Source organism: Dactylosporangium siamense (assembly GCF_016862795.1).
GTDB lineage: Bacteria > Actinomycetota > Actinomycetes > Mycobacteriales > Micromonosporaceae > Dactylosporangium > Dactylosporangium siamense.
Genome location: NZ_BONQ01000202.1, coordinates 1 through 12,356, shown reverse-complemented (window position 1 = coordinate 12,356; position 12,356 = coordinate 1). Strand labels below are relative to the sequence as shown.

At 71.9% G+C, this 12,356-nt stretch carries 11 protein-coding genes; 10 read left to right on the top strand and 1 reads right to left on the bottom strand.

The window, feature by feature from the left end:
- Positions 1–458: GNAT family N-acetyltransferase (locus Dsi01nite_RS55040; protein ID WP_203854528.1), on the top strand; the 458-nt coding region annotated here is incomplete at its 5' end.
- A gap of 295 nt (positions 459–753) precedes the next feature.
- Here the strand turns inward: Dsi01nite_RS55040 and Dsi01nite_RS55035 are convergent.
- Positions 754–1,794: a hypothetical protein gene (locus Dsi01nite_RS55035; RefSeq protein WP_203854527.1), complete on the bottom strand. Its 1,041-nt coding sequence runs from the start codon at positions 1,792–1,794 to the stop codon at positions 754–756.
- A 42-nt stretch (positions 1,795–1,836) separates the two neighbouring features.
- On the opposite strand from Dsi01nite_RS55035, the gene Dsi01nite_RS58655 reads away from it, so the two are divergent.
- From Dsi01nite_RS58655 to Dsi01nite_RS54995, 9 genes are all read left to right on the top strand, one after another.
- Positions 1,837–1,968, top strand: coding sequence for a hypothetical protein (locus Dsi01nite_RS58655; RefSeq protein WP_275423522.1), 132 nt, complete (start codon positions 1,837–1,839; stop codon positions 1,966–1,968).
- 540 nt (positions 1,969–2,508) lie between these two features.
- Positions 2,509–3,441, top strand: coding sequence for a MinD/ParA family ATP-binding protein (locus Dsi01nite_RS55030; RefSeq protein ID WP_203854526.1), 933 nt, complete (start codon positions 2,509–2,511; stop codon positions 3,439–3,441).
- Complete coding sequence (locus Dsi01nite_RS55025; protein WP_203854530.1) at positions 3,441–3,809, top strand: hypothetical protein; 369 nt, start codon at positions 3,441–3,443, stop codon at positions 3,807–3,809. Before Dsi01nite_RS55030 ends, Dsi01nite_RS55025 begins: the two co-directional genes overlap by 1 nt.
- Positions 3,810–3,866: 57 nt before the next feature.
- Positions 3,867–4,535 carry a hypothetical protein gene (locus Dsi01nite_RS55020; protein ID WP_203854525.1) on the top strand — a complete coding sequence of 223 codons (669 nt, stop codon included), beginning with the start codon at positions 3,867–3,869 and terminating at the stop codon, positions 4,533–4,535.
- 62 nt (positions 4,536–4,597) lie between these two features.
- Positions 4,598–6,931, top strand: a complete 2,334-nt coding sequence (locus tag Dsi01nite_RS55015; protein WP_203854524.1) for a hypothetical protein — start codon at positions 4,598–4,600, stop codon at positions 6,929–6,931.
- Between the two features lie 63 nt (positions 6,932–6,994).
- The gene (locus Dsi01nite_RS55010; protein WP_239137231.1) at positions 6,995–8,497 is read left to right on the top strand and encodes an SCO6880 family protein; all 1,503 of its coding nucleotides are present in this window, start codon (positions 6,995–6,997) and stop codon (positions 8,495–8,497) included.
- Complete coding sequence (locus Dsi01nite_RS55005; protein ID WP_239137229.1) at positions 8,494–10,206, top strand: putative type IV secretion/conjugal transfer ATPase; 1,713 nt, start codon at positions 8,494–8,496, stop codon at positions 10,204–10,206. Before Dsi01nite_RS55010 ends, Dsi01nite_RS55005 begins: the two co-directional genes overlap by 4 nt.
- Positions 10,206–12,074, top strand: coding sequence for a type IV secretory system conjugative DNA transfer family protein (locus Dsi01nite_RS55000; protein ID WP_203854523.1), 1,869 nt, complete (start codon positions 10,206–10,208; stop codon positions 12,072–12,074). The genes Dsi01nite_RS55005 and Dsi01nite_RS55000 overlap by 1 nt, the downstream gene beginning before the upstream one ends.
- A partial coding sequence (locus Dsi01nite_RS54995; RefSeq protein WP_203854522.1) for a hypothetical protein occupies positions 12,071–12,356 on the top strand: 286 nt, incomplete at its 3' end. The genes Dsi01nite_RS55000 and Dsi01nite_RS54995, both read left to right, overlap by 4 nt.

Here is a 12,356-nt window from a genome sequence, read left to right as displayed (position 1 = left end):
AGCTCCTCGTCGACCACGCAGCGAAGCACGGCCGCATCGAAGTGATCGACGTTCAGACCGCCGACGGCAGCACCACGATTGGCGCGGCTGCGGTGTGGCTCGAACACCCGGTCCCTGAGCCCGAGGACTACGCGGATCGAATGGCCGCCGCCTGCGGCGAATGGACGGACCGCTTCGAGCACTTCGAGGTGGCGATGGTCAACGCCCACCCCATCGACGAGGCGCACGCCTACCTCACCCTGCTGGCTATCGACGACCGGTGGCAGAGCCAGGGCCTGGGCACCGTGCTGCTCGAGGCGCGTCACGCGCAGCTGCACACGCCGGCGTACCTGGAAGCGAGCAACTCACAGAGCCGCAAGCTGTATGAACGGTTGGGATACGCCGACTGCGCCGCCCCGCTGGACCTGCCCTACAACGGCGAGCGGATCTACCCCATGTGGCGCAAACCCAACGCATAGACCGCCTGTAGCACGCACACGCAGGACCCGGCCCGCTCCATCGGTTCTCTCCCAGACCGGGACATCACAACGAGGCGCCGGCGCCAGCCGCAGACCAGCAGCGATGATGGCGTCGCCGGCCAGGGTCCTGGCCGGAGCCCGCGGCCAGGATTCACATCCGCCCAACCGGACGTCACTCTCGGAGTTTGAGGGTGTCGCATGGCAACGACCACTGCAACGCGTGGCGCCCCGCGAGTCGGCGAACAGCCCACGGCCACCTGACGCCCGCAAGCTCGAATGCTCGATCCAAGGGCTCCTATGGCGACAGCAGACGCCGCTGAGCGGCGCCGGCGTCGCGGCGGAAGTTCGACTCCGCCGGGTAGGCCCAGTCCGGAAAGCGCTCGTTCCACAGCCGGAACCGTGCCGCCCACGGCTTGTCGGCATGCTCGACGCCGGCAAACGCTGCAAGCCGAAGATGCTTGACCGACGCCTGCCGCCGGCCAGCATGGCTGGTGGGCGCGGCGTGCGGACGTGGGTGCCGTTCGTACTCCAGACGAGCGTCCTCGAACGCTGCGAGCACCTCCTGGGTGCTCGCAGCAGGGTCGATGTTCAACGTGATTCGCCGTGACCAGTCCAGGCCCATTTTGTGGCGGATCTTGACCGCGGGAACGCCGATCCGAGCCGCCGGGATCATTGGTGTGATGCCGGTCAGGACGAACACGGCGGCCAACGCTGGCTGCCATGCGAACGCGTCCGCCAGATTCTCGGTGAGGATCCGAAGCCCGTCGAGTACGCCACCCGCCGTCACGGACCGGCGTCGCACACCACGATCACCCGGCTGTGCGTAGGCGAGTGTTCGATGGGAGAAATGGATCCCGGCCGGCACTGCCGCGATCGGTGGGTTGAACCTGGCGGTCGGCCCGTCCCACTCCACCGTCGTCCCCGGCGGGATCGTGAATGACACGTCGGAGGTCCACTCGCCGTCCTTGTCGGCACAGGCGTTGAGCCACCCCTCGACGTCGTCCCAGGCGATCAGACCGTCCGCCAGATAGGCCCGGCGAAACGCAACCACGTCGGGGTCGTTCGCTGCCTGATGCGCGACGAGCTGGGACAGCGCCCACACCCGCTCCGCGCCGGTTGGCGGCTGTTCGTCAGCGGCACCGTCCGTGCGCTCCGCAGCAGTGCCGCGCGCGAGAATCCCGCGCCCCTGCTCCGCGAGCCAGACCGGCTCCCGGGCGCCGTACTGAACGTCTGCGACGTACCCCAGGTTCAGCAGCTCGGACCAGACGACCTCGAACACGGCTGGAGTGCGGCGCAGCGCCTTGCGGGTGAACTCCCGAAGTTCGTTCTCTCGCATCAGTTAAGGCTACCTGAAACTGATGCAGCAGCATCAGTGGGCATGAAGCGCACCTCACGAACCGACCAATGGACCAGGACGATCCGGCGCATCCGACGCCTCGTCATGGAGTTGACCATGCTGCTCGTCGCGCTCGGCAGTCTCGCCGGGGTCCTCTTCGGCCTGATGTCCTGAGGTTTTAGACGGCGCGGCGCCGCTCTGCCGAGGACCGCGTACCAGGCGCCTACCGCATCGTCCCAAACCCAAGCGATCCCGTGCCCAGACGCCTCGGACGGACCAGCCGCCCATCCATCCACTGTGGACTTGTGGCAGCTGCCGGTTAACTCTGGCCAACTGTTGCGGCGCCTTCCCGATTGGCAGCCTCGAAGGCACGGGAAGCGCTGGCATCGGCCGTGCGGGTGGCTCAGCCACTGGTGACGGCCGGACTTCGCGGCGCGCCGAAGCCGGAGAGTCCGGCATGGCGCCACGCCAGCGGCGGCCGTCTGTACGGGTGGATCCACGTGCACTGCGTACAGACGGCCGTGACCCACTGCCTGGGTCCCCTTCCCGGACTTCGTCGTCCATTGTGGAAGGAGCGCTGCTGTGCCGTCCCGCGCACCAACGGACACGGTCGTCGCGCCACGCCGATCGCCTGTCGTCCCGGCCGTCCTGACCGGCCGTCGGGGAAAATCCCGCGCGGCGACCGTACCAAGACCGAGACCGTCATACGACCACGTGTTCGAGCCGCGACCGGTACCGCGGGAGCTCGGCGACAGCCCCACGTTGCGCCGGGCGTGGCTGCGCGCTGCGGCCCTACGGCCCGGTTGCCCGCCGATCGTGGTGTCCTCCGCCGACGGCGGTGTTGGCCGGTCGACGATCGTCGCCGCGCTCGGCGCGGTCCTGGCGGTGGCGACGCCGCAGCCTCCGGCAGCAGTCGACGCGACCGGCCGCGGCTGGGGCGGCCTGGAGCATCGCGTACTGCGCCGCAACGACGCCACCATCTGGGACCTCCACGCCGCCTGGACGCGAACCGGCCACCTGGACCAGAGCACCCTCGACGCGATGATGCAGCTCGGCACGTCCGGCCTGCACACCGCAGTCGGTGAGGTGCAGCGCAGCACGTCGCGCAGGCCGTTAGTGCTGACCGAGAGCCTCCAGGTCGTTGACGCGATGCGCGGTGCGTACCCGCTCTTGCTGATCGACGCCCCGGTCGCCGACCTCGCGCCGGTGTGGAGGCTGCTGGCCGGAACGATCTGTCCGGTGCTGGTCGCCAGGGCCGGGGTCGACAGCCTGCAGCACACGATGCGGCTGGTCGCGCAACTGCGCGCGGGGGGCCTGCAGGCTGCGGCCGACAAGGCGGTCGTGGTCGTGGTGGCCAGCATGCCGCGACCGTCGCGGGAGGTCCGTGCCGCGGTCCGCCAGCTCGGCGCCTCGGTCGCCGCCGTGGTCAGCGTGCCATTCGATCCTCACCTGGCCCGACCCGAGCCGGTCGACCTCAGCCGGATGCGCGCGCTGACCCGCCGGGCGCTGGTCGAGCTCGCCGACGCCGTTTTTGCCGCCTGCCCCGCCGACCCTGAGCTGGCCGCCGGGCTGTTGACCCCGGCCGGCGTGTCGCAGGCGGCGTTCCGTCCAGCGCGTGCCGTGGCTGCTGATGGGGGGCACCAGTGATGCTCGCCCATTTCGGTGTGTGGCTGGCGGCGAAGGCCGCTGTCACTCAGACGGCCCTGCGTGAGCCGACTCCGAACCCCAGCGGCGGCGGGCTGCCCGGCGGGTTCGACTGGGACAAGATTGGCCCCTCTCCGACCGACGTGCCGCGCTCGGACCTGTTCTACAGCTTGATCAACGGCGCGTTGTTCCTGGGCATCGTCGCGGCGTTCACTGGCCTCGTCGGCGGCGCGATCGCGTTCGGGATCGGGCCGGTGTTCGGCGCGCACATCCTGTCTGACCGGGGCAAGACGATGATGTGGAAGGCGAGCCTGGTCTCCATCGTCGTCGGGTCGCCCGTGGCCATCATCAGCTTCTTCCTGAAGCAGTAGGCGGTCGCTATGAGCGACTACAGGCCCGTCTTCGATGAACCTGCCGGCGGTTCGCGCGTGCTGCGTGTGCTTCTCGCGGTGGTGCTGCTGCTCGGCGCTGGTGCAGCCATGGATCGGTGGCTACTGCCGCACTCGAACCGGTCGGCGGCCCCCGCCGCGTCGGCGGTTGCACCGCAGCAGCCGAGCGAGGTGCCACAGCATTTCCCGGCCACTGCCCGTGGGGCCGGTGACGCTGCCGCCGACCTTGAGACCCAGTTGAGCGCCGCGATCGGTCGCCCGGCGGACGAAGCACGAGCCCGGATCGCGGCGCTGCTCGCCCCCGACGCCACCGGGCTGGCCGACCGGCTCGCGGTCGCCGCCACGACATCGGCAGCTCCGGGTGGGATCCGGCAGACCGTGATCGCCCGGGTCTGGGCCGACAATGCCGGTGACCCGACGAACCTGCCGGTCGGCACCCGCGTTGCCGTGCAGACCTACGGCCTGGCGCTGCTCGGCGCCGCCGCAGAGGGGTCGGCCAGTAGCGGTGAGCTGACCGGCGCGTGGGCGGTGCACGACCTGACCGTCGAGCTCACCGACGCCGGGTGGCGACTGGCCGAGGTCGAGGCACCGGCTCCGGCGCCGCCGCCGGACGTGCGCGGCACCGTCCGCGACAGCAGCCCCCGCGACCCGCAGGTGCTGGGCCGGGTCCTCGGCCCGGACAGCTGGGCCCCCGGAACGACGCCATGACCCCGGCAACTCGGACTACCCGGCCGAACCAGAGGATCGCGGCGAGCCCTGCCAACAGCGCTGTGCGGCGCCCGTCGCGCGGTGTGCTGCCGCGGCTGCTGCTCGGTGTGCTCTTCGTGGTGGTGTTCTGCGGTCTTGCCGGGGTCGTAGGCGCTGGGTCGGCAGTGGCAGCGCCGACGCCCGCGCCGTCGCCGACTCCCGGACCGCCGGGGGCGTCGCCGACCCCGACCGCGTCGCCGACCGCGCCGGGTACGCCGCCGCCGTCATCGGACAACCGGCTCTGCGGCGGCACTGTGCCGAGCACCCAGAAGCGCTGGTGCTTCCTGTGGGTCCGGTATACAGCGAGCCCGCCGGCGGGTGCGCCGTCGCACTGGGTCACGGGCTGCGCGCGGTCGCTGACCGCCGACCAGATGCTGGAGTGCCAGACGGTGGCGCTGACCCTCGATGATCGACCCGGTGATGGGACCCCGACCGTTCTGGCCGATGTCGCGCCGGGCACGCCGACCGCGCCGGAGCTGGTGCGCTGCGATCTGTTCGCCGAGCGGGCCAACACCGATCCGGGCAACGCGAATCGGTGGAACCACAAGCGGGACCGGTGCAAGATCGCCGCCCGCACGCTGTCATTCCAGCTACGCGAGCCCGACGTCCCGAACCCGACCCCGCCAGCACCGCCCACCACGCCACCTGGCCACCACGAGTCGTCGTGCGGGCTGACCGACGTGTCCTGCCAGGTCAAAGACATCGTCAACGGCGTCATCACCAGCGGCTTCCAGGGCCTGGCGAACGCCGTGGTGCAGACGATGGCGGTCCTGCTCGGCTACCTGGCCAAGGCGGTGTTCACGGTCACCGCGCCGACGAAGCCAGACGGGGCGTTCTTCCTCACCTACAACTCCGCCGCCGGGATCATCCTGCTGTTCCTGGTGCTGTTCTTCATCGTCTCGGTGATCCGCAACGGGTTGCGGGTCAACGGGCCCAGCCCGGTGGCGACCCTCGGCGGGCTGGTCCGCGCGATTCTCGGGATCTTCTTCTGCGGCGGGATCGCCTGGGTGATCCTGGCCGCCTGGGACGACGCGACCAACTCGCTGATCACCGCCAACCAGAACCAGAGGTGGGACGCCTCGGCCTGGGTCACCGCGCTGTCGAACCTGACCCTCGGCGCCGGCACCGGCCTGATCGCGCTCGGCATCGCCGGCTTCTCCTGCATCGGCCTGCTGCTGGTGCTGATCACGCAGATCTTCCGCGGCGAGATCGCCCAAGGCGCAGCGCTTGTCGGGGTGATCGCGGCGACCGGTCAGGTGTCGTCGGAGACCCAGCACTGGCTACGGCGCTGGTTCTGGACCCTCAACGCCCTGGGCATGTCCCGGTTCTTCACCGTCGAACTGTGGATCTACGGCACCCGTACCTCGTACGAGTCCGACGACCTGCGCACCGCGCTGCGGGGGCTGCTGCTGATCTGGATGATGGTCATGACGCCGTGGGTGCTGCTGCGGCTGCTGACGATCGTCGACGGCTACCTGTCCGACATCAACGGTCGCGCGGTGTTGGCCGCAGCCGGTGCGCAAGCTGCCGCCGCAGCCGGCGACGGACCAAGAGGCTCTGGGGACGCTGGGAACACGGGGAACCCTGCCCAGCACGCGGCGCAGATGATGAACGCCAACCTCGCCGACATGCCGTCCACCGCCAAGTCGTCGGGGGACACCGGACGTGAGCAGGCCAAGTCCGGCGTCGACCAGGCACAGCAGCAGCTCGGGCTGAGCGACGGGCCGGGCAAGCACACCGCCGACGCGGTTGGCGCCGCAGGGGACGGCAGCACGCCCGGGTCCGGCACCGCCGGTCCGAGCGACGGTGCGAGCACCGGAGCCGAAGGCGGGTCAGGCGGGGCACGGGACCACCCGAACGCCGACGAGGCAGCCGGCGTGCAGCAACACACGCAGCAGGCCAAGGCCGACGTCAACGCCGCGAGCAGCACCACCGCCGGCAATACCGCTGCCGGGGCTGGTGCCACGAGCTCGAACACCACCGGCGGCAACGCCAGCAGCACCGTCGCCACGACCGGCACCGGCGACGCCGGCTCGGGTGGCGCCGACGCGGGGCATGGCAGCGGCGCGGGCACCTCGGCCGACGCCGACCCGATGCTTGCTGCGGCGAATCCCGACCAGCACCACCAGCAGGCCGAACCGCCGCACCCGCAGGACCTGACCAGCGGCGGTGAGCACAGCGCCGGACCGTCGTCGGACCCGCCCGGCCAGTCCGGTCAGCCACCGTCCGGCGGCGCCGAACCTTCGCCCGGCGGCGGAGGGTCAGGCGGCCCGCCCGGATCCGGCGGAGGAGGCGGCGGCGGTGCGTCCGGCGGCGCTGCAGCAGGCGCGGCGGACATCCCGATCGTGCCGGTCTGAACCCTGCCAATCCTCGGGGCGCTGATCGCGTCCCCGCCTGATCCAGCGCACCTGGAGGTGCTGATGCAGTTCTCCTTCCCGCCGCGGTCGACCCGCGGCGCGGTCATGGGGTTCACCTGGTCACAGATCGTCATGGTGACCTGCGGGGTGCTCTGCGCGGTCACCGGCGTCAACGTGCTGGTGACCGGCGCCCGGTGGACCGCCGGTTCACTGTTCGCCGCCGCTGCCGTCCTGTGGGTGCTTGGGCTGCTGAGGCTACGCGGGCGGCGGGTCACCGAGTGGCTGCCGGTGATCGGCGGGGCGCTGGTACAGCGGGCGGGTCGGCAGGACCGCTACCGCGGCATGGTGTTCGCGCCGGGCAGCGTCGGGAAGCACCTGGACATGCCGGGCCAGGCCGCAGGCTACCGGTGGCTGTCCGCCGTCGCCGGCGACGGCACCACCCCGGTCGGGCTGCTCGCCCACCGCCGGGAGCGCACGGTCACCGCCGCGCTGCTGTGCTTCGGCGCCAACTACCTGCTCGCGGACAGTTCGGTGCAGGAACAGCGGCTCGTCGACTGGGCGCAGGTCCTCAATGTGCTCGGCACCGAGTACGCCGACCTCGGCCTGGTGCGGTGGGCGCTGACCACGCGCGCGGTCCCGGACACCGGCAACCGCGCCCAGCGCTATCTGGCGGACCGGGCGATCGACACGACAAGCCCCGCCTACCAGTCCCTGGCCGAGCTGACCGCCGCGGCGGCACCGTCCGCGCAGCGGCACGAGACGCTGCTGGTCTGCGTGTTCGACGTGGCCCGCATGTCCGGCGAGGTCGCCGACGCGGGCGGCGGGGACGCCGCCGTCGCCGCGGTCGTGCTCGACAAGCTCGGTGGCATCGAGGCCACGGTCAGCGAGGCTGGCGTCGCCACCGGCGGCTGGCTGACCCCACGCGCGTACGCGGGCGTGCTGCGGTCCCAGTGGGATCCGGCGGACCAGGCGGAGCTCGACGTCCGCGGCGGGGACGGCATCGCGGGCGGGGTCGAGCCGCGCTTGGCGGGCCCGGCCGCGGTGGAGACGGTCGGGTGGAGCGCGCTGCGGCACGACTCCGGCTACTCCCGGACGCTGTGGGTGGCCGAGATGCCCCGCACCCTCGTCGGCGCGACGTGGCTGACCGGCCTCTACACCCGGGTCACCGGCCGGCGCACCGTCACCCTCGTCGCCCAGCCGATCCCCGCGGCGCTGGCCAACCTCGCCGCCCGCCGCGAGCAGGTCTCACGGGCCGGGGACGAGGTCACCAAACGCAAACTCCGGCTGGTGCGCACGGCCCGGGAACAGGAGGAAGCCCGGTCGGTCGCGCAGATCGACCGTGAGCAGGCGGCCGGGCACACGCGTTACCGCTATGCCCTGCTGGTTACCGTCACCGCACCCAGCATGGAGGAGCTGGAGCAGGACACCCGGACCGTGAAACGCATCCTGGCCAGGGCGGGCTGCGAAAGCGTGGTCCTGTTCGGTGAGCAGGATCAAGGGTTTCTTGCCGGGGCGCTGCCGCTCGGCCGGGGCCTGGCGCCGGTGCGCGGCTGGTGGTCGGCATGACCCGCCGGAAACCCGACCATACCGAGGAACCCGGCCGGGATCTCGGCAAGGTCCGGCTGCGCAGGGAGAGTCGCCTCGGCGACCGGCTCACCGCCCTGGCGGAGGCCCGGGACGTGGCCGCCGCTGAACGCGACCTGCAGCGGCAGCAGGCGGTGCTGCAACGGGCGGAGGTGCGGCTGCTCGACCCGCCCGGCACCGACCGCCGCGGCGGTCACGGCCGCGCCGCCGGGCGGGTCGGGTGGCCGTTGCGGCTGCCGCCGCTGGTCACGACCAGCGCGCAGCTGTGCTCGGCGTATCCGTTTGTCGCCGACCCGGGATTGCCGGTCGACGGGCCGTTGGTCGGCCTTGAGGTGTTCTCCCGCGCGGCGTTCACCTTCAGCGTGCACGAGCTGTACCGGGCGCGGGTCATCACCTCCCCGAACGTCGTGCTCACCGGCGAGATCGGTTCCGGCAAGTCCTCGCTGCTCAAGTGCCTCGCGCTGCGGGGCGTGCCGTTCGGGGTGCGGTTCTACATCACCGACGTCAAAGGCGAGTACGACGGTCTCGCCGCGCTCGCCGGGATCAGCCCGGTCCGCATCGGCCCCGGCCTCGGGGTCGTCATGAACCCGCTCACCGGGATCCGCCGCGACCCGGGGATGCCGGTCGAGCAGTGGCAGCAGATCCAGCGCACCCGCCGCCTGCTGCTGCTGGAGGGTCTGCTGGAGATCCAGCTCGGCGGTCCGCTGCGGGAGGCGGAGCGGGCGCTGATCGGCTACGCCGTCGACACCGTCACCGGCGTCGACGCCGGCGTCGACCCGGACCGGCAGACCACCCCGACGCTGTCCGCGGTCCTCGCCGCGATGGGCGAACCCGAACGCTGGCAGCACCACCTCGCCGGGCTCAACTACCCACTGGAGCAGTTCGCCAGCGACTCCCGCCGGGTCCGGCTCGCGCTACAACGCCTCGTCACCGGCGCGCTCGGCGGCCTGTTCGACGGCACCGGGTCCGGCGCCGGCACCCGGCTGGACTTCGCGCAGGCCGGCGCGGTCCTCGACCTGCGCGCGATCCGCACCAGCGACCAGATGACCGCGATGGCGATGAGCTGCGCCCAGGCATGGCTCGAAGCGGAGCTGTCCCGCCCCGACGCGCCGCCGCGGATGTGCGTTTACGACGAGTTTGCGTTGATTTCGAGGCATCTTCCGCTGGTCCGGCGGATGCGGGAGCAGCTGAAGCTCGCCCGCGCGCTCGGCGTCACGAACCTCCTGGCGTTCCACCGCTTCAGCGACCTCGCCGCGTCCGGATCGGCGAACTCCGAGCAGGTTCGCATCGCCCGCGGCCTGATCGAGGACACCGGCGTGCGGATCAGCTACCGGCAGGCGGCCGGCTCCCTAGAGCAGGCCAGCGAATTCTTGGGCACGTCCGACGTGGAAACCGACCTGCTGCGCTACCTGCGCCAAGGCGTCGGCCTGTGGCGGATCGGGACCAAGCCGTACGTGGTCAAGCACCAGCTGTCCACTGCCGAGCAGCAGATGGTCGCCACCGACAGCCGGATGGAGTACGTCCCCGGCGTCGACGACCTTCCCGACGCCGACGAACACCACGACGAGGACGACCATCGCCGCGGCGGCCGGGCCGCGCGCCGTACGGCGCCGGTTGAGCGGAGTGAACCGGACGAGCCGGACGAGCCGGGCGAGGCGTCGCCGGCACGAGCGCCGATCGGGGTGGCGTGATGGCCCGCCCGCCGCTGTCGTCGCCCGGCCGGCAGCTGCCGCAGCGGGGCCGGACCCGTGCCGACCTGTGGATGCGCGGCGGGCTGCTCGCGGTGATCGCGGTCCTGACGGTGCTGGCCGGCTGGACGCTGTGGCTGGCCGGGCAGCTCGGCGGCGTCCTCGCCCACGGCACCTGGCCCGACACGACTCCCGGCGACGCAGCCGGGATCCTGCTGCGGCTACCGGATCACCGCGGCGATCCCTCCGCCGCCTGGCCGGCGCCTGCACGGTCCGCTGTCCCGCCGGGCTGGCTGCTGTTTGGGCTGTGGCTGGTGCTGTTCGCTGAGCACCTCGGCGCTGCGGCCGCCGGCTCCGTGCTGCTGGCCAGCAAGTACGCGCGCCGGACCGGGTTCGCCCGCCGCCGTGACGTCGACGGGCTGCTGTCCGCCGACGCAGTCCGCGCCCGCACCGACATCGTCCGACCGGGCCTGACCGTCACCGACCGTGACAGCCCGGCCGAAGCCGCCGCCAAGGCCGTCCGCCGCGCCGACCCGCTTGAAACCGGCCGGTTCCTCGGCACCGACACCCTCACCGGCGAACGGCTCTACTTGGCCAACGAATACTCGAGGCTCGCCGCCGGCGTGCCCAGGTTCTCCGGCAAGACGTCGAGGATCGTCATTCCGGCGATCCTCGACGCCCGAGGTGCGGTCATCACCACCGGCACCCGCCTTGAAGCCGCGGAAGTGACATTCGAACGCCGCCGGAAGGTCGGCCCCTCCTATGTGTTCGAGCCGCGTGGCACCGTCCCCGGCATCCCGCGGCTGCGGTGGTCGCCGATCGACGGAGCCGAGGACCCCACTGTCGCCTGGATCCGCGCGAACGGGTTCGCCGCCGGCGCCGGGCTGTCCACCGGTGTGGAGAACGGGGAGTACTTCCGGCAGCAGGCCGCGATGCTCATCCGGGCGCTGCTGCACGCCGCCGCCCTCGACGAGCACGCCACGATGACCGACGTCCTCGGCTGGGCACAGACCCCTGGCGACCCGCGCGCCGAACGGATCCTGCGCCACCACGGCGTCCACGCCTGGGCCGACCGGCTCGCCCTGCACCGCGAGTCATCCGGCCGCGGCCGTGAAAGCATCCAGGCCGTCGTGTCCGGCGCTCTCGACACCGTCTCCGACCCGCGGGTCCTCGCTGCGGTGTCCCCGCCCCGCGGCGAACAGTTCAACGCGGAGCAGTGGCTGGCCGAGCAGGGCACCCTGTACCTGGTCGGCACCCGCGACGCGCAGGCGTCCGTCGCGCCGCTGCTCGCCGCGATCTCCGAAGACCTCCTCTACCGCGCCCGGGAACAGTCGTTCCTCGCCCCGGGCGGGCGGCTGGAACCGGCGCTGTACTACATCGGCGACGAGATCAGCAATGTCGCGCCCCTGACCTCGCTGCCGTCGCTCATGTCGGAGGGCGGCGGGTCCGGGGTCATCGTTGACGTCTTCTGCCAGAACCGCCACCAGCTGCACGACCGGTGGGGCCGCGACGGCGGCGCCGCGATCGAAGCCTCCGCGAACTGCCTCATGCACCTCGGCGGGTCCGCCGATGTGCAGTCACTGCGCGACGCTCAAGCCTTGGCCGGGCAGGTCCGGGAGGTGTCGTCGTCACACAGCTGGGGCGGGGGCCGGGCCAGCGTCTCCGAACAGGTCCGCCGCGAACACGTCTTGGACCTCGCCGAGCTGCGCACGCTGCCCGCCGGGCGGGCGGTCGCCCTGATCGGCAACCTGCCGCCGGTCGAGCTCAGCGTCCCGGCCTGGTACGAACGCGACGACGCCGCCGCGCTCCGCGAAGACCAAGCCGCGTTCCGGGGCATGCTCGCCACCGCGAAAGCGGGTGACGGGTCATGACGGGCGCGGTGCCGTTCCAGTTCGACCTGCCCGATGACGCCGCGGCGGACCTACGCGCGGTGGCGCTGCTCGGCGCCGGCCTGGCCGAGGTCCGCGGCATGCTCGCCGACCTGTCCGAAGCCCACCTCACCCTCCGGCAGGACGTCTTGCAGCGGCAACGCGAGCAGGAACGCGACAAGGCGAGTGAGCAGGCAGCAGGCGCCCCGACGATGCTGCGCTGGTCCGAACTGGACCGGGCCGCCGCGACCGCGTTGTGGCTGTGGCTCATCGGCTGGGTCGGCT